21 protein-coding genes and 1 pseudogene are annotated in these 23,730 nt (G+C 42.3%); 11 read left to right on the top strand and 11 right to left on the bottom strand.

What is annotated here, in order from left to right:
- Window positions 1–52: 52 nt before the first annotated feature.
- Entirely contained in the window at window positions 53–2,332 is a 2,280-nt protein-coding gene (locus tag M595_RS20460; RefSeq protein WP_023068319.1) for a mechanosensitive ion channel family protein, read from the bottom strand.
- A gap of 772 nt (window positions 2,333–3,104) precedes the next feature.
- On the opposite strand from M595_RS20460, the gene M595_RS20455 reads away from it, so the two are divergent.
- Together M595_RS20455 and M595_RS20450 are read left to right on the top strand one after the other, a co-directional pair.
- Window positions 3,105–3,833 carry a Crp/Fnr family transcriptional regulator gene (locus M595_RS20455; protein ID WP_023068321.1) on the top strand — a complete coding sequence of 243 codons (729 nt, stop codon included), beginning with the start codon at window positions 3,105–3,107 and terminating at the stop codon, window positions 3,831–3,833.
- A gap of 191 nt (window positions 3,834–4,024) precedes the next feature.
- On the top strand, window positions 4,025–4,342 hold the full coding sequence (locus M595_RS20450) for a hypothetical protein (protein ID WP_023068323.1): 318 nt from the start codon (window positions 4,025–4,027) through the stop codon (window positions 4,340–4,342).
- 53 nt (window positions 4,343–4,395) lie between these two features.
- On the opposite strand, the gene M595_RS20445 is transcribed toward M595_RS20450, so the two are convergent.
- From M595_RS20445 to M595_RS20430, 4 genes are all read right to left on the bottom strand, one after another.
- Complete coding sequence (locus M595_RS20445; protein WP_023068351.1) at window positions 4,396–4,647, bottom strand: 2Fe-2S iron-sulfur cluster-binding protein; 252 nt, start codon at window positions 4,645–4,647, stop codon at window positions 4,396–4,398.
- Between the two features lie 111 nt (window positions 4,648–4,758).
- Window positions 4,759–6,228 (bottom strand): cobyric acid synthase CobQ, encoded by a 1,470-nt coding sequence (cobQ, locus tag M595_RS20440; protein ID WP_023068333.1) that lies wholly within the window; start codon window positions 6,226–6,228, stop codon window positions 4,759–4,761.
- Window positions 6,229–6,311: 83 nt separating this feature from the next.
- Window positions 6,312–6,722 carry an Npun_F0494 family protein gene (locus M595_RS20435; RefSeq protein WP_023068341.1) on the bottom strand — a complete coding sequence of 137 codons (411 nt, stop codon included), beginning with the start codon at window positions 6,720–6,722 and terminating at the stop codon, window positions 6,312–6,314.
- A gap of 127 nt (window positions 6,723–6,849) precedes the next feature.
- Complete coding sequence (locus M595_RS20430) at window positions 6,850–7,086, bottom strand: hypothetical protein (protein ID WP_023068348.1); 237 nt, start codon at window positions 7,084–7,086, stop codon at window positions 6,850–6,852.
- A 288-nt stretch (window positions 7,087–7,374) separates the two neighbouring features.
- Between M595_RS20430 and M595_RS20425 the strand changes: the two genes are divergently transcribed.
- The 4 genes from M595_RS20425 to M595_RS20410 all read left to right on the top strand — a co-directional run bounded on the left by M595_RS20425 (window position 7,375) and on the right by M595_RS20410 (window position 12,190).
- Entirely contained in the window at window positions 7,375–7,938 is a 564-nt protein-coding gene (locus M595_RS20425; protein WP_023068349.1) for a diguanylate cyclase, read from the top strand.
- A gap of 181 nt (window positions 7,939–8,119) precedes the next feature.
- Window positions 8,120–8,554 (top strand): peroxiredoxin, encoded by a 435-nt coding sequence (locus tag M595_RS20420; RefSeq protein ID WP_023068328.1) that lies wholly within the window; start codon window positions 8,120–8,122, stop codon window positions 8,552–8,554.
- 365 nt (window positions 8,555–8,919) lie between these two features.
- Window positions 8,920–11,556 (top strand): C39 family peptidase, encoded by a 2,637-nt coding sequence (locus M595_RS20415; RefSeq protein WP_023068331.1) that lies wholly within the window; start codon window positions 8,920–8,922, stop codon window positions 11,554–11,556.
- An 82-nt stretch (window positions 11,557–11,638) separates the two neighbouring features.
- On the top strand, window positions 11,639–12,190 hold the full coding sequence (locus M595_RS20410; RefSeq protein WP_023068334.1) for a hypothetical protein: 552 nt from the start codon (window positions 11,639–11,641) through the stop codon (window positions 12,188–12,190).
- 207 nt (window positions 12,191–12,397) lie between these two features.
- On the opposite strand, the gene folD is transcribed toward M595_RS20410, so the two are convergent.
- On the bottom strand, window positions 12,398–13,273 hold the full coding sequence (gene folD, locus M595_RS20405; protein ID WP_023068350.1) for a bifunctional methylenetetrahydrofolate dehydrogenase/methenyltetrahydrofolate cyclohydrolase FolD: 876 nt from the start codon (window positions 13,271–13,273) through the stop codon (window positions 12,398–12,400).
- Window positions 13,274–13,573: 300 nt separating this feature from the next.
- Between folD and M595_RS20400 the strand changes: the two genes are divergently transcribed.
- Entirely contained in the window at window positions 13,574–14,053 is a 480-nt protein-coding gene (locus tag M595_RS20400) for a hypothetical protein (protein ID WP_040484414.1), read from the top strand.
- Complete coding sequence (locus M595_RS20395; RefSeq protein WP_023068336.1) at window positions 14,050–14,508, top strand: NUDIX hydrolase; 459 nt, start codon at window positions 14,050–14,052, stop codon at window positions 14,506–14,508. The genes M595_RS20400 and M595_RS20395 overlap by 4 nt, the downstream gene beginning before the upstream one ends.
- A gap of 59 nt (window positions 14,509–14,567) precedes the next feature.
- Here M595_RS20395 and M595_RS20390 read toward each other — a convergent pair whose 3' ends face one another.
- The 3 genes from M595_RS20390 to M595_RS20380 all read right to left on the bottom strand — a co-directional run bounded on the left by M595_RS20390 (window position 14,568) and on the right by M595_RS20380 (window position 18,058).
- On the bottom strand, window positions 14,568–15,305 hold the full coding sequence (locus tag M595_RS20390; protein ID WP_023068332.1) for a M23 family metallopeptidase: 738 nt from the start codon (window positions 15,303–15,305) through the stop codon (window positions 14,568–14,570).
- Window positions 15,306–15,381: 76 nt separating this feature from the next.
- A complete protein-coding gene (locus tag M595_RS20385) occupies window positions 15,382–16,953 on the bottom strand; it encodes a bifunctional ADP-dependent NAD(P)H-hydrate dehydratase/NAD(P)H-hydrate epimerase (RefSeq protein WP_023068343.1) in 1,572 nt (523 codons plus the stop codon).
- Between the two features lie 121 nt (window positions 16,954–17,074).
- On the bottom strand, window positions 17,075–18,058 hold the full coding sequence (locus M595_RS20380; RefSeq protein ID WP_052001822.1) for a hypothetical protein: 984 nt from the start codon (window positions 18,056–18,058) through the stop codon (window positions 17,075–17,077).
- A gap of 86 nt (window positions 18,059–18,144) precedes the next feature.
- On the opposite strand from M595_RS20380, the gene mnmA reads away from it, so the two are divergent.
- Entirely contained in the window at window positions 18,145–19,203 is a 1,059-nt protein-coding gene (gene mnmA / locus M595_RS20375) for a tRNA 2-thiouridine(34) synthase MnmA (RefSeq protein ID WP_023068327.1), read from the top strand.
- 166 nt (window positions 19,204–19,369) lie between these two features.
- Here mnmA and M595_RS33030 read toward each other — a convergent pair whose 3' ends face one another.
- Window positions 19,370–19,456: a hypothetical protein gene (locus tag M595_RS33030; protein ID WP_375339249.1), complete on the bottom strand. Its 87-nt coding sequence runs from the start codon at window positions 19,454–19,456 to the stop codon at window positions 19,370–19,372.
- 408 nt (window positions 19,457–19,864) lie between these two features.
- Here M595_RS33030 and gloA point away from each other — a divergent pair, with 408 nt between their 5' ends.
- Both gloA and M595_RS20365 read left to right on the top strand, forming a co-directional pair.
- Entirely contained in the window at window positions 19,865–20,293 is a 429-nt protein-coding gene (gloA, locus tag M595_RS20370) for a lactoylglutathione lyase (RefSeq protein WP_040484413.1), read from the top strand.
- 137 nt (window positions 20,294–20,430) lie between these two features.
- Complete coding sequence (locus M595_RS20365) at window positions 20,431–23,217, top strand: ATP-dependent Clp protease ATP-binding subunit (RefSeq protein WP_023068324.1); 2,787 nt, start codon at window positions 20,431–20,433, stop codon at window positions 23,215–23,217.
- On the opposite strand, the pseudogene M595_RS20360 reads toward M595_RS20365, so the two are convergent.
- Window positions 23,202–23,730 (bottom strand): annotated as a pseudogene (locus M595_RS20360) (glycosyl transferase family A); the annotation flags it as partial. The gene M595_RS20365 and the pseudogene M595_RS20360 overlap by 16 nt on opposite strands.

The raw sequence follows: 23,730 nt of genomic DNA, 5'->3' as shown, positions 1-23,730 counted from the left end.
AATCATCCTTCTCTAGAATAAACTTGAATGAAGTTAAAGTAAACAAAATGTTTTAGTTATCGCTTTCCTGAGAGGAATGTTGAAATTCCGAGTGATAACCATTACTATCTGGATTAGAACTTTCGTTATCGTGACGCCAGAGAAGACGTTGAGGCATTCCAATAGCAATTCCTTCGCGATCAAAAGCCAACTTAATTCGTAAGCGAAACTCTCGTCCAACCGCCCATTGTTGAATGGGTTGAGTCTTAATCCAAACTTGAATTAAAACACCATTGTGCGTAATTCCATCTACCCCCAAAATTGAAGCAGGTTCGATCATTAAATCCTGCCATTGAGGTTCACTTCGCATTTCTTCAGCGACTTTATGAATCACTTCTAAGGCGTGTTTAACATCAGCATCGTAAGCAATCTCAATTTTGAAGTCAACCCGCGACCATTCTTTAGTTAAGTTTTGAACCACATCAATATTGGCATTGGGAATGGAAATTAAACGCCCTTCTTCGCCCCGCAGGTGGGTCATGTACAGGTTCATTCTTTCGACAAAACCGGAAACGCTGCCGACAACGATCACATCGCCCACCGCAAATTGATCGGTTAAAAGAATCAAACAGCCGCGAATGACATTGGTAATATGAGGTTGAAAAATGTAGGTAGCAATCAAAGTAATAACACCGGCACTGGCGAGTCCTTCCGTAGATAGTCCCAACACCGATAAGGAGAGAATGGTTGCCAGTCCATAAGCGATCACAGATGTGAGTTGAGACAAAGCGGCAGAATAGGTTTTTACCCGCATGGTATAGCGTTGAGGAGTTGATGAAGTTTGTTGCGCTTCTGTCGCCCAACGGTTGAGAAGGGAGTCAATAAAGAAATCAACAACTTTGTCAGTAATGCTCAAGACAATCCAGATTAAAGCGATCCAAATTGGACTTTTAATCAGTAGTACGGCGTAAACCCGAGTGGGAGGATAGAAAAACAGAAGCGCCGCGATTCCAAAAACCAAAACGATAATTTGCACCCAGAACAAAATATTTTCGAGCAACAGCATCAAGTTAATTTGCTGTTTTAAAATACTTTGTTGCTTCAGGGAACTTTGAGTAATATATCGCCAGATTGACTCCATACTTGAGGAAACTAACTCAAAAGGAATATCGGCTAGATCACCACTACTATTATTGCGGTTAGAAAAACGTGCAGAACTTGGCTCGTTCTGAGTTGAATCCTGATTTTTAGCCGCATTGATTGCTTCTTCGGCTTCGGCGGCTTTGGCGACCAACTCCTCGGAAGTTGTATCCGGTTCTATGGCGACTGATTTTTCTAAATCTTCTAACTGTTTGCGAAGTTTGCGGCGTCTGGCTTTAACTTGCCTTTTGATCCAAAAGAAGATCAAACTCAGGAGTACAATTATAGATATTATTCCCAAGAAAAAGGCGACAATATCCACAATATTGTCATTAACAGTTTCTTGTCTTTTCAAAGCGCGACTGAACTGTTGTTGAATTCTCGATTGCCAAATTTTGGCGAGAACAAGGGCTTCGGTTTTCTCGTAGGAGAAATTGGGGAAATTTTCAGTAATTTCCTGACGCCACTGTTTGATTTGTTCGAGCATTTCAGGATTGTCGTCGGGTATCAACACATCCTGGTTGGGAATAACATCCCATTCCCGCACAGTCAGCAGGGTTTGCTTTAAAAATCCCTCTTGGGCGGGCAGATAAATAACGGGTATATTATTTTCCAGAGCAACTTCTATTTTGGGAGTGTCGGGATGAAGACTCTCGCCGAGACTTTCGGATTGAGATGTGAGTTTTTTTCCGATGGGAGTGCCTCGACTTTGTTCGAGGATAATCTGCTTCGCTGAATTCTTCTTATTTTTATTTTTATTTAATGAAATTTCCGAGTTGGGCGGATTGGATTTCACCCGATCTTGGGCTTTTTCTTGAATAAGGTTAAGTTGTCGCTGAATTTTTCTGGCCCGCAATTCAACGGGTAAAGTTGTGTTTTCTTCTTGAGTTTCCGTCGCGGGCGGTGAAGCGAGCTTCAGAACTGGCTCCGTACTTCCCGTCATCCAGACGTTACTACAAAACTGAAGGTTTACGCAGTTGAAGGGTTTGTTCAACGCATTGAAAATGGGTGTCCCGCTCTTGTCGCCGGATTCTACAGAGATGGGAATCGGAAATTGTGCCGTAGCTGTGGGTATCCCGGTTATAATTAAAATAAACGTTAGCAACGAAATAGACACAAACCGCATGGGTCTGTAGAGTCGGCTTCGTAAATGGCTGCTAAACGCTTGTAGGGTTTGGATAATCCCGATGTGGATGTCCACTAATTTAGGCATATTTACTTAACCTCTCATTCGCACTTTTTCCATTCTACGCAACCCGAACCGAAATTGGGGAAAAATATTGCTAAGGGGTGAGACCCCTACCCCATCTGGGTTTTTAACATTAGCGATAATTTTTACTCAATTACTCTATCTAAAGATAGAAAAATAAATAGGTTTAAAATCCGGATTTTTACCCCCTTTTAAATAATTTTAAGCGACTAAATTGACTCAATATATTGATAATTTTAAGTGATTATTCGCTGTTTTTCTTCATATTCCAAATCTGATGAAAATTCTATTTATTCTATTTTAACCTCTTGGATAAGTTGTTTTGCCTGTTTAATCGTCATTGGCACTCTAGTAATCCATTTGATTTCTCTGATAAACTGGATATTTTATTTGATTATTCCATCAGCTATTCTACTCAAATAGTCATTCCCCAGTTTGTTCCTTTAAATGCTACATTTTGAAGTGTGGAATGTAGGATTGTAGAGTTAATTTGCACACAGAACCATTGGGAGAAGAACCTAGCCCCAAGTTCCGGAACCCGAGTACAATTCTGTGTAGGTTCCTGTAGTCGATCTCGGAGTGAGATATTGTATGAATTTAATTCTAAAGCGTACAGATGATGTGTTTTTTGCTACATTAGAAGCAGAGATCAGCAATGTATAAAGTTTGCCTGGCTTTGGTTTAACTTGCTGAGTGTCTCGTTTAACCCTCCGTGCTTTGCAAGCGCGAATTTAGCTTCTCTATTGTCCTTGAACTCTCATATTACTATCCTCTTATGCAGTCAACCTCTATCTCTTCTGAAACGCCCAGTAATCGACCCTTTTTAACCTGGCAACGTATTATTGACTGGGCGCAGGAACATTACCGTTGTCGTAGTTTTAACAAAGATGAACGAATTCCTGCCCGTCCGGGTTTACTGTATCTTGTACAATGCGGTTCTGTTCGTCTAGTGGGTAGCGCCCAACTCGGAACTACTTTTAATCAATCCAATCCTAAAGAACCTCGTCGTAGTTTAGATGAGGCGTTTCTGGGTTTTGTCGGTGCGGGTCAACCCTTTGAGTTGGTCGCCCAGTCGCCCTTTTCCCTTCAAGCTTATGCTCATACGGATGATACCACTGTTTTGTGGATGTACTGGGAAGATCTTGATAATTGGCCGCATTTCCGCCGAGAAGTTTTAGATGCGTTTCGATACCAACATCAGCGTAAATTGTTATGGTTGAGTACCTTGGGTCAGCGTCGAACAATTGACCGACTTTTAGGGTTTTTAACGCTACTCATTGAAGAATACGGTGAATATTACGTTAATGATAGTGAAGAACATCCCTTTCGAGGATATTGCTTGCCTTGGCCTCTAACTCACTCTCAAATTGGCAGTGCGATTGGTTCAACTCGTGTGACAGTAACGCGATTGATGGGTAAGTTGCGTTCCTCTGGATTGATTCATACTCAAGGAGAGAATTTAATTTGTTTACCTGCGGAAGTTGAACAAGAACAATCATCCTAATTTAGTTTTGTGGTCTGCTTAAGCTGGGTTGATATCATTAAATTGATGAAATAAAAACGAGTTTTCTTCTGCTACTTGGAGTGAAGTAGTAATAACTTCAAGGGTTAAAATGAGCAAATCTATGTTGAGGGTGCATCTGATGCGAAAGAGACTGCTATAACTAAAGGAGTTGTAATTGGTGATTTTGGCTGATGAAATTCACAAACTTTGCAGCAATTCTTTTATTCACCTTGCTGAGTTCTAATAGCCCGACTCACGCTGAACCCCAGTCCTCTGACTTCTCTCAATCTCTGAATTCTGCCACACCTACAAAAGCAGATATTCTCAATGCTTGTGTTCGCAATCAGGCGGAAACCTTACCCAACCCTTATACCGATGTTGAACCGACTCATTGGGCTTATAAAGCTGTTTTGAGTATGTATTATTGTGGTGCTTTTCGTCAAGCGACACCCCCCGCTTTAATTGAACAATTACTTGAGTCTGATAGTCTTCCCGTACAAGAAAAATAGGTATCAGATCAGAGGTAAAACGGGGGAGAATTGATCAGTGTCCAGATCACGATCTACCAAGTCGGATCAACACTAACGTTAATTGTAATTTTATCTCGTCCTGGGGGAACAGCACTAATACAAGCACAAATCACATCTTCGCCGTCAATTTCAACCTCACAAGCATGACAGGAACCCATCAAACAGCCTGTTGGAATGTTAACCCCCGCCCGATTAGCAACTTCTAAAATAGCCTCTCCGGGTTGGGCGCAAACCGTAATATCATCAGGTAAAAAATGAATTTGCAAAGATTGAGAATTTGCCATTGTTTTCAGGATTTGACTTAAGAATTAATTTGTAGATAAAGCTAAATCGAGTTCAACACTTAATTTCTATTATAGAATGAATTAAATCTAATTCAAAATTTAATTCAAAATTTAATTCAAAATCTGATCCAAATCCAAATATTCTTCTACCACATCTGCCAAAGCATTAAGCATCATTTCTCGTTGTTCTCGATAGTTTGGAATTCCAGTGGGTAATGTTCCTAAACCCCGTTGAGTTCGCAGATGATTTAACCAAGAACGTCGCCAGGGACTATTATCAAAAACACCATGCAGATAATGTCCCCAAACTGAAAATTGTTTGTTTGTCACCCCTAAATTACGATCATCAAATAGAGGCAAAGTATTTTCTAAATCGAGAATTTGAGTACGACCTTGATGAATTTCGTATCCTTCGATGGGTAAACCCATTTGAGGGTTTGCAGAGGTTACAGTCCGCTTACAAGACACTTTTTGATGATCCATAATCGTTTTTACAGGTAACAATCCCAAACCTGGAAATTCACCTCGTTTCCCTTCAATCCCTTGACTATCAACGACACTTTCACCTAACATTTGATAACCGCCACAAATTCCCATCACCTGACCTCCTGCGGCGACATATTTTTGTAACGCTTCTCCCATTCCTGCTTCTTGAAGAACTAATAAATCAGCAATAGTTGTTTTAGAACCCGGAATAATCACGGCATCGGGATGACCTAACGCATCTTTCGGGTCAATATATTCTACATTAACAGTCGTTTCCGCATCCAACGGATCAAAATCAGTAAAATTAGCAATTCGAGGTAAACGAACAACTGCAAGGGTGATTTCGCTTTGAGGATTGTTGCGAGGACGACGATCTAATAAACTTAAAGAATCTTCTGCGGGTAAAGGTAAATCTACCCAAGGAATCACACCAACCACAGGAATTCCGGTATATTCTTCTAACCATGTAATCCCCGACTCTAAAAGCGATCGCTGACCTCGAAATTTATTAATAATAATCCCTTTAACTAATTCCCGTTCTTGAGGTTCAAGAAGTTGTAAAGTGCCGACAACATGAGCAAAAGCCCCCCCGCGATCAATATCAACAACCAGCAATGTTTTTGCATTGAGATACTCAGCTACCCGCATATTAGTTAAGTCGCGGTGTTTGAGGTTAATTTCGGCTGGACTTCCTGCCCCTTCACAGACGATCATTTGATATTCTGAAGCTAAATGATCAAGGCATTTAGTAATAGCTTGCCAACCAATATCAAAATATTGTTCATAATATTCACTCGCTTTGACAACACCCACCGCTTTACCTTTAAGAATCACCTGAGAGGTCATATCCCCTTGAGGTTTGAGTAAAATTGGGTTCATAGCGACAGAAGGAGAAATTCCAGCCGCCCAAGCTTGCACCACTTGAGCATAACCGATTTCTGCCCCCGCAGGTGTCACGTAGGAGTTTAACGCCATATTTTGACCCTTAAACGGACTGACTTTTATTCCTCGACGGTACAAAATCCGACACAGGGCGGCGGTGATCATGGATTTACCAGCGTGGGAGGTGGTTCCCACAATCATAATTGCTTTCATATTGACAAATTACAAAGTTAGTTTTGTAAAAACAGGTCGAGAAATCGTATTGAAGGCAGAGACAAATTGACAATTAAATTTGTTTATAAAGGAAACCGTAAGCGGCGATGGAGGAAATTCAAACAGCGTTCACGCCCGGTAGGAGTATCGAGTCCTTGAGTTTGATGTTCCGCTTTTTCGACAAGCTGACGACTGAGGGGCGTGAGTCGAAAACTATCGGTAATTCCCTGTCCGTCTACTTCCCGTCGCAATACACCGACTTGAATTAGCCACATTAAATGGTTTTCTACACTGAGTTCAGATTGAGGGGAACGAGTGTAGCCCTGTTCAACGCCCCGCGATCCGGCGATCGCATTGAGTTCAACGCTTTCATATCGCATCAAACTCAGCAATTTTAGGGTAAAGGGAGAACAACGAATCGCACGTTCAGCCCGTTCGAGAGTGCCAGAGGGATATTGGATTGATTTGGGGGTGGGAGACTCAGCAGAGGTCATCTGATTTGTAATAGTGAGAGTAATTTAAAACAGTCGATGTTTTTATGAATGGAAAAACCCGGCTAATTTCAAAAACCGGGCTTTTCTTTTATTCCATATTAGGGGGGATTTGGTGACTACGCCACAGTTAGCGGAAAAACTGATGTCTGCCAAGGATGGTTTCACCATGATCGGGTATCCAAGCGATCCACTGATTTGCAGCGTTTTCACACAAGAGTAGGGCTTCGTCGTGACTGTAGGGGTTGGGAAGTTCTCGCAGCTTAACCCATGTTCCGGGTTGATATTCGCCTGAGAATGGAACTTCTGACGCCAACCAGTCCGATACGGAAGTTAGGGTAATTTCGGGGTGTAAGTCAAGTGACATGGCCTTTTCCTCGTCGAGTCGGTTCTCAGAGGCTCCTATCTCACCGTTAGTTTCCTCTAAAAACGGACTTTTAAAATTTTTCTGTATCTAGTGTTACAGAATACCGATTAAATCTCAAGTTTTTGTTGTACAACTTCATCATTGGGGAACGGGACGGGGGACGGGGGACGGGGAAGATTTTTTTCTCATCTCCCTAGCCTGTTGCCGTTTCTACTTTATGGGACTAATCATTCAAGGTTAATATTGGTATTATTGTGCAATTAATCCCAAAGATTTTAGAGGCCGAAAATGAACTCTAATTTTTCACATGACGAACTTTGCTCCTGTCAATCAAATCCTGAGCCTCATCATCTTGATCATTTGACTAAAGTTGTAAGCCGCCGCCATTTTTATGAAGATTTTACCAGAGAGTGGAAGCGTTTTTGTCGCGAACAAAAACCCCTGTCTTTGCTCTTATTAAATATAGATTTTTTTAAATCCTACAACGACACCTACGGTCATCAGCTTGGGGATGATTGTCTGATTCAACTTGCACAAGCATTACAACAAGCGGTGCGCCGTCCCAACGATTTAGTGGCGCGTTACGGGGGCGAAGAATTTGTGGTGCTTTTACCCGATACGGATCAAGAAGAAGCGATCGCCGTGGCTGAGAATATTCGGGCGGCGATTAAGGCCCTCAACATTCCTCACAGTGCATCTGAAGTTAGCGATCGCGTGACCGTCAGCATAGGGATTAGCACCTGTATTCCCTGCGAATCTCAAAAGCCGTACATTTTGATTGAGGGGGCAGATATGGCCCTCTACCGAGCCAAACAACAAGGGCGCGATCGCTTTGTAACAATTACCCGTTAACCGTTAGGAGTGAAGGCGGGTTTATATTATTTGGGTGCCAGAGACAGACATCTTGGCGTCACCCGCCCCTACAACACTGGTCTACTGTTCACTGTAAAGGCTGGTTAAAAGGTACCCAATCCCGTAAAATAACGTTGTGAAGAAAATCTAAAAAATTCCTTTTGGGGAGGATCTCTGAGCTATGGCTTTATCTGTAGGAACAAAAGCCCCTGACTTTACCGCAAAAGACAGCAATGGAAAAACTGTCTCTCTGGCGGACTTTAAGGGCAAGATAGTTGTTCTGTACTTCTACCCCAAGGATGATACCCCGGGTTGCACGAAAGAAGCCGAAAGCTTCCGTGACAGCTTCGCCGACTACCAAGGCAAAGACATGGTGGTTTTAGGGGTGAGTATGGATGACGAAGCCTCCCACAAGGCTTTTGCAGAAAAGTATGGTTTACCGTTTATTCTGTTAGCCGATCCCGATGGCACGATTACCAAAGCCTATGATGTTGATGGTGGAGGCTATGCCAAACGTGTTACCTATCTGATTAATGGTGAAGGAATGATTGATTATGTTGATGACAAGGTAAATACCTCGTCTCATGCTAAAGATATTCTCGCCCGACTCGGTTAAACCGATGATTTGATCCAGTCTCAGGAAAAATTCATCCTTATTAACGATGTAGCCGTCCGTAGATAGTTCTAGGGGCGGCTTTATTGGTGCAGTTGTGAGCTATGCTATAGCGCTTCGCGCAGGGAACAGGGAACGACGGATCAGGGAACAGGGGATTTAAAAACCCTTTAAATCAAGGTTTTAGAGTTTCTGGGTTCTGTTAGTTTGTTCACAATATTAGCGCGAACTGCTATAACTCTGTTTGAAGCGATAAACCTCAAACGATCCCTTGACTTGATCCGTCCCCACTAGCTCATTTCTAGCTTCATCCAAGCTACTCACAGTTAACTGTGCCTTCATTGTGACTTACGACAACTCCTAGAACTATGCTGAATTATCTCGGCCCGATAAATGTCTTAGTTAACCAACCTGTTGCTTTAATTGGAACCTTTGATTCTGAAAAAATTCAGACTGTTTCTGTTATCGCAGAAGACAAATATCCTCTGACTGTTCGTCTCAATTCTAAATCGGGAATTTGGCACGTTAGCCTAGAGAAAGGATTCAATACTCAGGGTCAAAGATGGTTACGTTTAAAAGGTTTTGATCGCCAAAACAAATCAGTTTCTGACGAAGTTATTCGTTTAACGGTTGCCCTCGAAGGCAATTTTGGATCGGAGACTCTTTTAATCGCCCGATATACCACTCCCTTTAAAAAACAAGCGATTTCTTCTTCTCGCCTAACTCCTCAACAACAACAAAATATTAACGTTGGTGAAGTTCTTCCCCTCAAAGACTACAAATTAGTCAATAATCACCTCGAAGTTGAACTCAAAAATCCTCTCGGTGGAGTGGGAAAATTCGGCTATTTCTACGAAGAACACGTACTCTTAATTAAAAACGGAAAAATCCTCTGGTTTGATCGCGAAGATTTACCCCCCACTCCATCGGGGACTCAATTATTATGGATTACACAAACAACCTCGGCTAAACTCAAACCCCAAGATTCTGCCCAGTTGGGAATGAATCAAACCCTTGAATTAACTCACGGCAGTACCTACACAATTTTAGGTTATGCCTGTGTTGAAGATCATTTTCGTGTAACTTTTGATCGTAGTATTCCGGGTTTTGGTCAATATGGCTATATCTACCGTTATCATGCCGAACTGTGGGAACAAGATCAAGCCATTACCTACAATACAAACGCAATTAATCTCACGGTTATTAATACCACTGTTTTCAAAAAACGACCTGTTGATGCGGCTTATCTCTCCGAAAAGGATCAGGTCACAATTTCAGCCGGAATGGTTTATGGGGTACAAAGTTATACCACAGAAGATGGTCATCTCAAAGTCGCCCTCACGGAAAATTTACCGGGTTTTGGAAATACGGGTTACGTTTATCCTGATTTTATTCAACTCAGTCGGGCTGACCAACCCATTATCCCTAAACTCCCGGTGACTTATGAGGGACCATCAGAAGTTTTGGTGAATCAATCAACAATTCTCAACGGAACTTTTGATCCGCGTGTTGTGACTGCTATTACCTTGATGGCTGAAGATCGTTATGGTTTAGATGTTGTTTTGAATTCGACGGCGAAAACTTGGGAAGTCAAGTTAGCAAAAGGATTTAGTGAGGCGGGTTATCGCTGGTTACGACTGAAAGCAACAAATAGTAAAAAGGAGTTGGTTGCTTCTCATGTGATTAATTTAACGGTTAGTAGTAGCCCTTTAACGGTTGGAGAAGGATTAACTCTAACGATTACGAACGATACCCTTTTTAAGGTCGCACCGTTTGATTCTACTTCTCTCAATCAACTTCAAAAAGTCGCAATTAAAGCGGGTCAGAAGTTTAAAGTATTAAAGTATGGTTGGGTTGATGGTCATTTGAAAGTGTTGTTAAATAACGCGATTCCTCCGATTGGATCGTTTGGGTATTTTTTCCAGAGTCATGTTCAACTCAGCAAAGGTTCGGAAGTGCTTCAGTTTGAGATTGATAGTGTACCGGATACCGATGTTAATGCCCAAATGTTGGTGATTAAAACCACAACAATTAAAGCAAAACCGATTGATTCTTTTGATTTGTCGCCGGATCAATTTACACCCTTATTACTCGGTGAAACTTATCCGATTAAGGGTTATGCTTCTACTCAGGGTCATTTTCGCGTCACTTTGGCGGAGTCTGTTGAGGGGTTTGGTAATGTCGGATATATTTATTGGCAACACGTTCGTTTGTTGCGAGATGGTCAAGAAATCCCCTTTGATCCGGACTCGTTGACGATGACGATTGGACAAACAACAGTCTTGAAAAAACGCCCGATAGATGCCAGTCGTTTAGCGGCTTCTGAAAGGGCTACTTTACCTCTAGGTCGAGTTTATGGAGTCAGAAGTTATGCGATCGCTGATAATCATATTCGAGTGGCTTTAACGGAGGAATTACCGGATTTTGGGAATACGGGTTATGTGTTTCCAGACTTTGTAAAATTTCAGCGAGGCGGAAAAATATTTGATCCTTTACCTGACCAAATTGAGTTGAATGTTCCTTATTTTTCTCAACGCGATAATCCTCGCTATTCTTGGTCTACTTGTAATGTGACTTCAATTGCCATGGTGTTGTATTATTATGGTTTGCGATCGCAATATGGCGGACAATTGGAAGATGAATTATTGCAGTGGTGTTTTAATTATGCAGGAGTCGGATCGCAAACTGAACATAATGTTTTAACGGCTTTAATTCGGGCTTATGGTTATAAAAGTAGTTTTAGTACAACTCGCCGTTGGTCTGAGATTAAAGAAGAATTAATTAATCGTCGTCCTGTCGTGATTGGGGCTGATTTAACACCAGCTGGTCATGTTTTAACGATTATTGGCTATAACAAAAAAGGTTATATTGTTAATGATCCTTGGGGAGATGCTTACACAGGTTATAACAACACAGAAGGGCGACGTTTGTTGTATTCCTATGGTTATTTCAACCAAGTTGCAGGCCCCGATGGCAATGTTTGGGCGCATTTTATCGACCCTTAAAATTCTCTAGGGGGCGCTACGGTTTGCGCCTTCTAGCGGTCAAACTCTACCTAATTTTATTAGATAAAAACAGGATAGAAAAATGAGTGAAGATAAAAATCTCTTTGAAAAAACCACAGACAATCTAAAAAATCATCCGTTAATTGTCGTGATTATTCTCATCTCTATTGGAGTCACAGGTTTAGCTACTTTTACGGATTCTGCGACCCAACTGATCAATGCCGTAAATACCGTTGGAAAAAACCAACAGCAGCAGGACGAAAAACTCGATCAACTCATCTCCCAATGTTGGAGTAATGAAGGCGATGTGACAATACCTCCTCCCTTTATTGATGTTTGTTTGGAGTCAAAACAAGGAGCAGTTCGAGGGTATATTGATACCTACAATTCTACCACAGAAGATGAATGGAAAGAGATTAGTTTACTCGGAGTTCGTCAGGGTAATCTTCTCAAACTAGAAGCGATTCATATTCGTCAGGGTGAAGAAATTAAACTCGGTGAGTTTGAAGTCAAATTTATCGAAAAAGCTTTTGAAAACAACCTCCAATGGAAGACTGTCAAGATGAATATACCTGCGGGTTATTTTCCCCAAGAAACCATATTATTTACCAATCCAACAGCAGCAGAAAATTAATAAAAAACCCGATGTTTTTAATCAACCGGGTTGCCGAGGTATAGAACTTTGTATTTTTGGCAATATGGGTTTATCAACATCTTTCCGATGTGAATACAGCAATTAAAACAATATGACAGTCATCCCCATACTGAGGAGTTTTAGAAACCGCGCGTAGGCTGACAAGAAGATCAGTGCTTCGAGGTTTTGAAAACAGAAAGCTGAAGTCTATTCCAGATTTTTACCGACTCGTTGTTTATAACTCCAAAGGGTATTTTGTAACAACATCGCCACCGTCATTGGCCCAACACCACCCGGAACAGGGCTAATATAATCAACTAAAGGTTCTACTCCCTCAAAATCCACATCGCCGACAATTCGCTTTCGCCCTTCGTAGTCGGTCAGACGGTTAATTCCCACATCCACAACGACAGCGCCCGGTTTAACGTGTGAAGCCGTAATTAACTTAGGATAACCTGCGGCAACCACTAAAATCTCAGCCTCACAGGTGAGTTTTGCTAAATCTTTTGTTTTAATATGAGTAATAGACACGGTACTTTCAGCTTCCAACAACATCAACGCCATCGGTTTTCCGACTAAAATACTCGCCCCAACCACCACCACATCTTTCCCGGTGACTTCTATCTCATATTCACGCAAAAGCTGCATCACTCCCGCAGGTGTACAACTGCGAAGCCCCGCTTCACCCCGAACCAATCGCCCCATATTCACCGGATGCAGCCCGTCTACATCTTTATCGGGGGAGATCTCATACAATAGCGGAATTGCGTTCAGATGGGGCGGTAAAGGAAGCTGAAGCAATATTCCATCGACCTCAGAGTTTTGGTTGAGTGAATGAATGACTTCAGTTAATTCCGCTTGCGTGATATTTGTGGGAAAATGTTTACCAAAAGAGGCAATTCCCACCTGTTCACAAGCCCGTTCTTTATTGCGAACATACACCGAACTAGCGGGGTTTTCTCCCACCATCAACACGCCTAGTCCTGGCGGACGTCCAGCTTGGGCTTGCAGAGATTGAATTTCCTGTTGTAGCTGGATTCTAATTTTTTGAGCGAGTGCTTTACCATCTAAGAGGTTAGCCATAATAATTTTTAGATTAAAAGAACATCAGTTAAACTATATTCACACAAGCCTGTGGCCGTTGGCTACATTCGGAACAAAACCCCTAGAACCTACCGTCACTCTCTGTAGATTGAGTTATATATCATAACTCCTTGCTTAAATTTTCAGGTGAGACGGGATAAATCTAAACTTCCCCACTCACCTCTTTCATTTTCCGAATACCGTTCAAAATACAAGAATTTGCTGCTATTGTAAATCTGAAACCCGATCAAAACAGTTGATCACTGGTCGCTGAAAATTGTATAGGATGTTTTTTGTTCCATGACTACTGCAACTCAGCCTAAATTAGTTCAGGTGTTTCCCATCGTTATGTTATTTTGTCTAACACCGTTGCTGTTTGGCTGCGAAAAGTTGGCGACTTCAACGGCTAAACTGAATCTGAATGTTACTCCAATTAAAAATCTCGAAAAACGCAAAGCGGAGACAAAAGTTTATATTAAAGGAACGGTAGAAAGTCTTGCGCCCTTTATCGGTGCCGGCGCCTATCAGCTTCAGGATAACACAGGTACAGTTTGGGTTTTTAGCACTGACAACTTACCAAAAGAGGGACAGGAAATATTGGTTCGGGGTAAAGTGAATTATGAGACAATTACCCTCAAAGAACTTCAAGGAGAAGACATTGGTGGGGTTTATCTCCAAGAACTCGAACGCATTCAAGAACCGACCCCTGAAAACGGGGAGAAAGAACCCGCCCAACCCCCAACTCCCCAGTCTGAAGAAGTTGTGGATGACAAAGAATGACAAACTCACCTGTTTCTGTTTCCCTAGCGATTTTGTACCGCGAAGGTCAATTTTTAATGCAATTACGAGATGATATTCCGAGTATTGTCTATCCGGGTGTTTGGGGTTTATTTGGGGGTCACATCGAACCGGGAGAAACGCCAGAAATCGCAGTCAAACGAGAAGTTATTGAAGAAATTGGCTATGAACTGTCTGAAGTTTTAGCCTTTCACTGTTATCAAGAAACAACAGTCATTCGTCATGTTTTTTACGCCCCTTTAACGGTTGAGAGAAGTCAATTAGTTCTCAATGAAGGGTGGGATTTGGGATTAATCACCCCTGAACAAATTCGCCAGGGTCAAGCCTACTCTCAAAACGCTAAAATGGAGAGATTATTAGGTCGTCCTCATCAAAAAATTTTACTCGATTTTCTAGAACAAAAACAAGAACTCCTCAACTTAGAACACTCCACATAAACCCATCTGTTTTCCAAAGCATTAACCTCAAAACCCCCAAATCAACTCATCCGTTATAATTAATATCCTAAATTGGGGACACTGCCATCTTTGGGTAAATACAAACGAGGATTAACAGGGGTTCCGTCTGGGTTATGAATTTCAAAATGTAGGTGAATTGAATAGCCCCCGCCATCAATTTCTAACCCTTCTGAACCAAATCCCGAACCGCCTCGAATTGCAATTAATTGACTGGGTTCTATGTTTTGATTGAGTTCAACGAAAATAGATCTTAAGTGTAAATAAATGTGTTTCCAACCATCAGGACGGATAATTTCAATCATACGACCATTCAGCCCACTGGTATCTCTTTTAACATAAGTCACGACACCATCACTCGCTGCAAAACATTCATCGGGAGTGTAGCCACCAATATCAACCCCTGCGTGTAAGCGTCCTCGGGCGTAACCAAACTCTGTTCTTGACCCCATACTGGTTCCTCTCATCGGCCATCTCCACCCAGATGAGGTATAAAGTTTATCACGGTCAGAGGGATTAGTTAAGTCGGGTTGAGTGTTTTTGATCGGATTATTATCATCAATAATTTCGACATGATCACAGAATACATACCAAAGATTTTGATTGCGAGGTAAAGGACTAATAAAGATAATTTTATAGTGGTTATTATTGACGAAATCATAACTTTCAATCTCAAATTCTGTCCCCGCATAAGCTGAGATTTTTCGGTTGTAAGCAATTAGTTCCGATTGAATCGGTCGATCTTTAAAAACAGTATTGTTGATAATTCTGAGTTTCATGGGAGTTAAATTAGACGCTAATCAAACCAGAAAGACAAGAGAGTAGACAATCAGTTTAAACTCAAATTTTATCACCTTAAGGGTGAGATTTGTTCAAAAAACGAGATTGAATTGGGTTGAGATTCAAATACTGAGTTAAGGTCAACGCATCAACCCCTAATTCTGTTTTGTCTTTTGCGGCTTGAATACCCGCTTGGGCGTGCCACCAAACCGCTGTTTTCACGATAGCATCAATGGGAGTTTGATTTAACACGACTGCGGCTAATAACCCCCCTAATAATCCGGTTAAAACATCTCCACTTCCGCCCCTGGCTAATGCAGGTGTACTTTCAGGATTAATCCAAACGGTGTTCGCTGTTCCGATACAAACTTTCGCGCCTTTTAAAACTACAATACTTTGACTTTGTTGGGCAGCTTTTTGAGTCACAAAAACATGATTGCTTAACTCCTCAGCCAACTCAGGAAATAGCCGTTTAAACTCACCCGGATGAGGGGTAATAATCGTTGCAGCTTGTCGTTGAGATAGCGTTAAAATGGGATTCAGTTGGGCTAAAATATTTAAACCATCCGCATCTAAAATTAAAGGTCGATTACACTCTAAAATCAATTGTACAAGGGTAGTTGCCGATTGGGTTAAACCGGGACCGCAGGCGATCGCATCAAATTGATCTAAACTAAAATTAGAGGGAAAATCTAAAATTGCCCCGTCTTCTGTTTCTGGACACCCAATAATTAATGCTTCAGGAAGTTGGGTACTTAATAGCGGTTTAATCGAGTTCGGTACCGCAATTGATAGCATTCCCACACCCGACGCCCTGGCGCCTAAACCGGCTAAAATTGCCGCCCCGGTATAACGATGAGAACCTGCAACAATTAGTAAGTTACCGTTTTTGTATTTATGAGTTGCAAGAGGACGCGGAAGCGGTAAATCAGCCATCGCATTTTCAGGTGTAATTCGGCGAAATTCTGGAGTTTGACCTAAAATTGCCTCAATATCTGCTAACGGAATATCAAAGTCAATCAGTTCAACTTCTCCGAGATAATCTAATGCTGAATCTTGTAAGAAAGCCAACTTCCACAACCCCAAACAAAACGTATAAGTGGCGTGAATAGCTGTTCCTAAAACTTCCCCGGTATCGGTGTGAATTCCCGACGGTAAATCAATACTCAAAATCTGCTTGTTCCCAGCATTAATCTGGTTAACTCCTTCGGCCAATTCATCGGTAATCGGACGTTCTAAACCAAACCCAAACATTCCATCAATAATTACCTCACAGTGTTGCAAGGATTCCATATTTTTATTAATCGAAATCCCTAAACTTGTGATATACTTAAAATGAGATTGAGTCAGTTCTTTCTGTTTAGAAAACGGACAACAAATTACCACAGAATATCCTAAAAAGTGCAATTCTCTGGCAACAACTAACGCATCCCCCCCGTTATGACCAGGCCCGACTAAAACGCCAATTGAAGTCACCGAAATTGACTTAATTTTGCTGAGAATACCTTCGGTAATCCGTCCAGCAACTTTTTCCATTAACGCGGCTACAGGCATTCCCGCATCAAAGATACGAGATTCTATCGCCTGCATTTGTTTGGCTGTGACAACAAAATGTTGAATTTCGGTTCTATTTTGACGGGTAAACATGATTCATTTTCCTCGGTGTCTTCAGTAATATTAAGGAGATAGGGAGATAGAAAAAACTTTTAATTTCTGACTTCTATCTTCTGCCTTTTTTTAACACTTTTTTTGAATTTAAGGTCAGATTTTACTTGCCAAAATAAACCTGCGCCCCCGGAATTCCCGCATCAATAAAATAACTTTCCCATTCTTCGGCTAGAGTCTCACTTGAAAATGGCCCCACCGCTACAAACGGGTCAACTTCTAAGTCTTGAACAATCACACTTTGTTCGGGCGCACCCAAAGCAACGACATCATTAGCGACAATGTTTAAATCAGCAGGTTGAGTCGGAATTAACACAAAATAACGATTCGTCTGCGATAACCCATAACCCCCACCCGGATTCGCAGGTGTCGAAGTTACTTGTGTCGTCGGAATTTCAGGTTGAATTGCTACCCAAAGTTGTAATTCTCGTAAACTTTGAATAATTTCTGAGGAAATTCCCCTCCAGGTTAACTCATCCACCAATTGTTGAGCATTTCCTAAGTTTAGAAAACTTCCGGCTTGAATAATCAGTTTACCTTGATATTCTTTCACCTCAGCATAGGGTGCGACTTTAAGAACTTCAAATAACGCCGCATCATTCAGACTCACAAACACTTGATATAAACCCAAACTCCCCTCTGGAAAAACATAAATCGGCGGAATATTGGTTTTTATGGGTTCTTCTTCTTCAGTCGGTAACGAAACAACAGGCGGAAAAGCAGTAATAATACCGGTAAACTCTTTTTCATCCTCAAAGTCTGTAATTTGGGCGTCTACACCGACAGCCTGTAAATCTTCAACCACTCTTTCGGCTTCACTCTCTCTAAAATAAATCCCCGCATCGATAATTCTGCGATTTCTATATCTGCGAATGACAGCGCCCGGTTGTACCTGTTGAACCACTTCCAGCAAAAAGACACTATCACTGTTAACATACACTCCATAACGTTCTTCCTGGGCGAACCCTGGAGAAATCGCCGTTATACAAGTCCCCAACAGCAGCAAAATCAAGGTTAGCGGGGTTTGCAATCTCGGCAAAGTCCCCAATTTGTAGTTTTTGTGTATTATCATAGAAGTTACAGACATTCTCGGTTCCTCCAGAACTGAACGTATTAATGCCATCATTTATAGAGAAGTAAATCTAAAGTAGCAGCTTATTATCCCCTAATCCAATGAAAAAAGTCGTTGTCGGTTTATCCGGAGGAGTTGACAGTTCAACCACCGCCGCTATTTTGCACCACCAAGACTATGAAGTGGTCGGGTTAACGCTATGGTTAATGAAAGGAAAAGGTCAATGCTGTTCTGAAGGAATGGTAGATGCAGCCTTTATCTGCGAACAGTTAGGCGTTCCCCATCATATCGTTGACAGTCGAGATTTGTTTCAAACTCATATTGTCGATTATTTGGTTGAAGGGTATAGTGCCGGGATTACCCCCTTACCCTGTTCTCAATGTAATAAAACCGTAAAATTTGGCCCGATGTTGCGGTATGCCAAAGAAGAATTGGGAATTGATTTGATTGCCACAGGTCACTATGCCAGAATTCGGTATGATGAACAAAATAACCGTTATCAATTATTAAGAGCGGTTGACCGCAGTAAAGATCAGTCCTATTTCTTGTATGATTTAACTCAAGATTTACTGGCGGGTGTAGTGTTTCCATTAGGGGAAGTTCTCAAAAGTGAAACCCGACGTATTGCGGCACAATATAATCTAAAAACGGCAGAAAAACCGGAAAGTCAAGACTTGTGTTTGGTTGAAGCCAACGGTTCAATGCGGGCGTTTTTGGATAAATATATTACTGGGAAAACAGGCGATATTGTTGATGAAAATGGTAAAGTGTTGGGTCAACATGAAGGAATTCATCACTACACCATCGGACAGCGAAAAGGTTTAGGAATTGCCGCACCAAACCCGTTATATGTGATTGGAATTGATGCCGGACGAAATCTAGTGATTGTTGGCGATCGCGAAAATGCAACTCAAACCGAGTGTATCATTAAACGGGTGAATTGGGTATCAATGGCACCGCCAACTTCTCCCATTCGCGCCGAAGTGCAAATTCGATATCGCGCCAAACCCCAACCTGTTACCGTTGTACCGTTAAATTCCGCAGAAGATCAACAAGTTAAACTTATTTTTGATGAACCCATCTTCGGAATTACACCCGGTCAAGCCGCCGTTTGGTACACTGGAGAAATCGTCTTAGGTGGCGGAATAATTTGTAGTTAATAATCAAAGAAAGTAGGCGGTATCCTCTTAAAAATCCCTATTTTAAAGGGGGATTTAGGGGGATAAATATTAGATTAAAAAGATATATTTAGAGGGATTTATTTTAAAGTTTAAATAAAATTTAGGGTGCTTAATTATCAGCATTAATTAAAGTCATAAAAATGTTCTATATTTGAGTTATTCTGCGATCTACTCTTGATTCGTTATGTCCCCAAGATTGCCCCAGTTGAAAGTAAGTTCTATACTCTCGCAAATATTCTAGAGTTATTCAAACTTGATGTTCTAGACTTAATGTGGAGGGTCGCCCTGTTTTATTCTTAAATTCCTCATGATTTTCTACGAACTTAACCCTCGGGTCAAAAGTCTCTAGTTTGACTCCACACAAGCATTTGAACTCTTATGGTTTCAAGTTGATTACAGTTTCGTAGACCCTCTTTTTCTAACTATACTAGCTGGCGATGACGTTAGATATCAGACTTTTGTAAGAGGTATAATGAACCGATGATCAGCTTAACGTCTCTTAAAATACCGAAGACAACCCCCTCAAGGTCAGGGAATACAGAGGAAAGCGATCGCAAAATCCAACCCCAATCTCTGCCCAAGTTGCAAACATCCTTTTAAAATAAACAGTGAGGGTACATAAAAAAGGTGAATACAAGTAATGAGACTATTACATACCATGTTGCGAGTCGGCAACCTAGAAGAATCTAAAAAGTTTTACTGTGATCTTCTCGGAATGAAGCTTTATCGCCAGAAAGACTATCCCGGCGGAGAATTTACGCTAGCATTCGTCGGTTATGGTGATGAAGCCGATCACTCCGTGATTGAGTTAACCTACAACTGGGGCACCGATCATTATGACATCGGGGATGGATACGGCCATATTGCTTTAGGAGTAGACGATATCTACGGCACCTGTGACCAAATTAAAGCCGCAGGGGGTAAAGTAACCCGTGAACCCGGCCCAATGAAACATGGTTCTACCGTGATTGCCTTCGTACAAGACCCCGATGGTTATAAGATAGAACTAATTCAACTCAGCACTCATAGCAGCACCCAAGAAAAAGAAACCGCAACTGCTGCAAACTAACAAAAAATGATAGAAGTAGGAGAACAAACAGCAGTAAGCCCTAACGCCATCTGAACCAGCAGTCAATTCTGAAATTGTCCTGCTTCTATCCCAAACATTCCTGTTTCAATTCCAAACCCCCAACTTAAAATCGCAAGATGCAACCGACTGATCCGAGCAAATTTACAGATAAAGCCTGGGAAGCGATCGTTAAATCCCAGGATGTGGCTCGTCGTTTTCAAAATCAGCAACTCGAAGTCGAACATTTAATCATTGCTCTACTCGAACAAAATGGACTCGCGACAAACATCCTAGAGCGAGCAGGAGTAGACCCAGAAAATATCACCCAACAACTCGAAGCCCATACCAAACGTCAGCCCCGAGTCGGTAAAATCGATCATCTTTACCTGGGTCGTGGGTTAGATGTATTACTCGACATCGCCGAACAAACCCGAGAAACTTGGGAAGATGAGTTTATCTCCGTCGAACACCTTTTGCTGGCTTTTGCAGACGATGAACGAATTGGGCGTCGTCTTCTCGGTGACGGAGGACAACAACAACCCCCCACGCGCCCAGGTCGCCCAGGAATGCAGCAACGCACATCCGCTCGTCCTCCCACCGTCGCCGGGCGTAAAAAACTAGAAGACGCCATCAAAGCCACTCGGGGCAGTGCCAAAGTCGAAACACAGAACCCCGAAACGGGTTATGATGCCCTCAAACGCTATGGGCGCGACCTCACCGAACAAGCCAAAGCCGGAAAACTCGACCCCGTTATTGGTCGGGATGAAGAAATTCGTCGAGTTGTCAGTTGTCTGTCTCGGCGCACCAAAAACAACCCTGTGTTAATTGGAGAACCCGGAGTCGGAAAAACAGCGATCGCAGAGGGACTCGCCCAACGAATCGTTAACGGAGACGTTCCCGAATCTCTCAAAAATCGTCAGTTAATTTCCCTGGATATGGGGAGTTTAATCGCCGGGGCTAAATATCGAGGCGAATTTGAAGAACGATTACGCTCAGTTTTACGAGAAGTTACCCACTCCGACGGACAAATTGTCCTCTTTATCGACGAACTGCATACCGTTGTCGGTGCTGGTGCTGGAGGCAGTACCGGAGGATCGGGGACGGATGCCGGAAATTTACTCAAACCGATGTTAGCACGGGGCGAATTGCGCTGTATCGGGGCAACAACCCTCGATGAATATCGCAAACATATCGAAAAAGATGCGGCTTTAGAACGACGCTTCCAACAGGTTTACGTCGATCAGCCTTCCCCGGAAGATACGATTTCTATTCTGCGAGGACTCAAAGACCGCTACGAACGTCATCACGGCGTTAAAATTACTGACTCTGCTTTAGTAGCAGCAGCGATGCTTTCTAGTCGTTATATTAGCGATCGCTTTCTACCCGATAAAGCCATTGATTTAGTCGATGAAGCCGCAGCCCAACTGAAAATGGAGATTACCTCCAAACCTGTCGAACTCGAACAAATAGATCGGCGGATCATGCAGCTGGAAATGGAAAAACTCTCCATTGAAAGCGAAAGTGATGCAACAAATGGAGATGCACTTCACAAAGCCGATGTGGGCGTGAGTGTCCGCTTAGAACGGATTAAACAAGAAATTGAAAACCTGAAACTCAAGCAAGAAAAATTATCCTCGCAATGGAAATCTGAAAAAGAGTTACTCGACGGAATTAATACCCTCAAAGAAGAAGAAGAAAAGCTGCGCGTTCAAATCGAACAAGCTGAACGAGATTATGATCTCAATAAAGCCGCACAGTTAAAATATGGCAGGTTAGAAGCCGTTCATCGCGATCGCGAAGCCAAAGAAGCCGAACTGCTGAAATTACAGTCTCAAGGGTCAACCCTGCTGCGAGAACAAGTCACCGAAGCTGATATCGCCGCAATTGTTGCCAAGTGGACTGGAATTCCCGTTAACCGATTGTTAGAGTCTGAACGCCAAAAACTCCTGCAACTCGAAAGCCATCTGCATCAACGAGTCATCGGACAAAAAGAAGCCGTAGCCGCCGTTTCTGCCGCAATTAGACGCGCGAGAGCCGGAATGAAAGATCCCAGCCGTCCCATCGGTTCGTTCCTGTTTATGGGGCCGACAGGGGTCGGAAAAACTGAGTTAGCCCGAGCCTTAGCCGAGTTTCTGTTTGACAGCGAAGACTCCTTAATTCGGATTGATATGTCCGAATATATGGAAAAACACGCCGTTTCCCGGTTAGTCGGGGCGCCTCCAGGATATATTGGCTACGATGAAGGCGGTCAACTTTCCGAAGCCGTGCGCCGTCATCCTTACTCTGTAATTCTGTTTGATGAGGTGGAAAAAGCCCATCCCGATGTCTTTAATATCCTCTTACAAGTCCTCGATGATGGCCGGATTACGGACTCTCACGGACGGAAAGTCGATTTCCGCAATACAGTCATTGTGATGACGAGTAATATTGGGGGTGAATACATTCTTGATGTCGCCGGAGATGACTCTCGGTATGAAGAAATGTACCGTCGGGTGATAGGTGCTTTGCGATCGCATTTCCGCCCGGAATTTCTCAATCGAGTCGATGAAACCATTCTATTCCATGCTTTGAATAAGTCAGAATTGCGTCATATTGTCGGGATTCAAGTCAAGCGACTGATGCGGTTATTAGTCGATCAAAAAATTAGTTTGGTGTTGTCTCCAGAGGCAATGAATTATATTGCAGAAGTGGGGTACGATCCAGTCTATGGAGCGAGACCGTTAAAACGAGCCATTCAACGGGAGTTAGAAAATCCGATTGCGAATTTATTATTAGAACAAAAGTATGTGGCTGGAGATACGATTTATATTGATCGTTTAGAGGAAGGTTTGTCTTTTACCAGTCAACCCAAAAGCTCTGAAAAAGAAGAAAAACTTCCCTCTCAGTTAACGGCAATTTCCACAACAATTCAACCCGAAGCATGAACTTCTGAGTGAATGAGACGTTTGAGTTGTTGGAGGAGTTGGGGAAATTGAGGGGTTAGGATCAAACCAATACTTTTGAGTAAAAGAATGAAAATCAACTTCGACTGTTTGACTCGTTGGGGTTCGTAGCCAATATAAATCATGATTAGTCGTAAAGCTTTCCAACCGTTAGAACGATTTGGTAAAAGGTCAAGGGTTCTGCACACAAGATACTTATAAACAAGAGCCAAACTTTTTCGCTTTAACGGTTGTAGGCTGGCGGGAGCTTGCGAAAAAGCCCGGTTTAAGACTTTCACAACTTGTTGTTCTTGGCGAGTAGTATGAGAAGATATTGAGTTACTGCGAATGCGGTAAAATATCTGGACAGCCGGAACATTGACAAACAGATAACGAGCCGCTAAACGCAAGTATAAATCCCAATCTTGTCCCCCTGTCAGAGACTCATCAAAATCTCCCACATCGTCGAGAGCAGAACGACAAATCAAAGGGTTAGAACCATTTTCCAGAAAGTTA

The sequence above is a fragment of the Lyngbya aestuarii BL J genome (assembly GCF_000478195.2).
In the GTDB taxonomy this organism is placed as follows: Bacteria; Cyanobacteriota; Cyanobacteriia; order Cyanobacteriales; family Microcoleaceae; genus Capilliphycus; species Capilliphycus aestuarii.
Note: the sequence above shows the minus strand (reverse complement) of the source record. Positions and strands in the feature narration are given on the sequence as shown.

What these genes read in the sequence shown, in the direction of transcription:
- M595_RS20460 (WP_023068319.1), bottom strand. Translation starts at nt 2,332, where the DNA reads ATGCCTAAATTAGTGGACATCCACATCGGGATTATCCAAACCCTACAA.
- M595_RS20455 (WP_023068321.1), top strand. Translation starts at nt 3,105, where the DNA reads ATGCAGTCAACCTCTATCTCTTCTGAAACGCCCAGTAATCGACCCTTT.
- M595_RS20450 (WP_023068323.1), top strand. Translation starts at nt 4,025, where the DNA reads ATGAAATTCACAAACTTTGCAGCAATTCTTTTATTCACCTTGCTGAGT.
- M595_RS20445 (WP_023068351.1), bottom strand. Translation starts at nt 4,647, where the DNA reads ATGGCAAATTCTCAATCTTTGCAAATTCATTTTTTACCTGATGATATT.
- cobQ (WP_023068333.1), bottom strand. Translation starts at nt 6,228, where the DNA reads ATGAAAGCAATTATGATTGTGGGAACCACCTCCCACGCTGGTAAATCC.
- M595_RS20435 (WP_023068341.1), bottom strand. Translation starts at nt 6,722, where the DNA reads ATGACCTCTGCTGAGTCTCCCACCCCCAAATCAATCCAATATCCCTCT.
- M595_RS20430 (WP_023068348.1), bottom strand. Translation starts at nt 7,086, where the DNA reads ATGTCACTTGACTTACACCCCGAAATTACCCTAACTTCCGTATCGGAC.
- M595_RS20425 (WP_023068349.1), top strand. Translation starts at nt 7,375, where the DNA reads ATGAACTCTAATTTTTCACATGACGAACTTTGCTCCTGTCAATCAAAT.
- M595_RS20420 (WP_023068328.1), top strand. Translation starts at nt 8,120, where the DNA reads ATGGCTTTATCTGTAGGAACAAAAGCCCCTGACTTTACCGCAAAAGAC.
- M595_RS20415 (WP_023068331.1), top strand. Translation starts at nt 8,920, where the DNA reads ATGCTGAATTATCTCGGCCCGATAAATGTCTTAGTTAACCAACCTGTT.
- M595_RS20410 (WP_023068334.1), top strand. Translation starts at nt 11,639, where the DNA reads ATGAGTGAAGATAAAAATCTCTTTGAAAAAACCACAGACAATCTAAAA.
- folD (WP_023068350.1), bottom strand. Translation starts at nt 13,273, where the DNA reads ATGGCTAACCTCTTAGATGGTAAAGCACTCGCTCAAAAAATTAGAATC.
- M595_RS20400 (WP_040484414.1), top strand. Translation starts at nt 13,574, where the DNA reads ATGACTACTGCAACTCAGCCTAAATTAGTTCAGGTGTTTCCCATCGTT.
- M595_RS20395 (WP_023068336.1), top strand. Translation starts at nt 14,050, where the DNA reads ATGACAAACTCACCTGTTTCTGTTTCCCTAGCGATTTTGTACCGCGAA.
- M595_RS20390 (WP_023068332.1), bottom strand. Translation starts at nt 15,305, where the DNA reads ATGAAACTCAGAATTATCAACAATACTGTTTTTAAAGATCGACCGATT.
- M595_RS20385 (WP_023068343.1), bottom strand. Translation starts at nt 16,953, where the DNA reads ATGTTTACCCGTCAAAATAGAACCGAAATTCAACATTTTGTTGTCACA.
- M595_RS20380 (WP_052001822.1), bottom strand. Translation starts at nt 18,058, where the DNA reads ATGTCTGTAACTTCTATGATAATACACAAAAACTACAAATTGGGGACT.
- mnmA (WP_023068327.1), top strand. Translation starts at nt 18,145, where the DNA reads ATGAAAAAAGTCGTTGTCGGTTTATCCGGAGGAGTTGACAGTTCAACC.
- gloA (WP_040484413.1), top strand. Translation starts at nt 19,865, where the DNA reads ATGAGACTATTACATACCATGTTGCGAGTCGGCAACCTAGAAGAATCT.
- M595_RS20365 (WP_023068324.1), top strand. Translation starts at nt 20,431, where the DNA reads ATGCAACCGACTGATCCGAGCAAATTTACAGATAAAGCCTGGGAAGCG.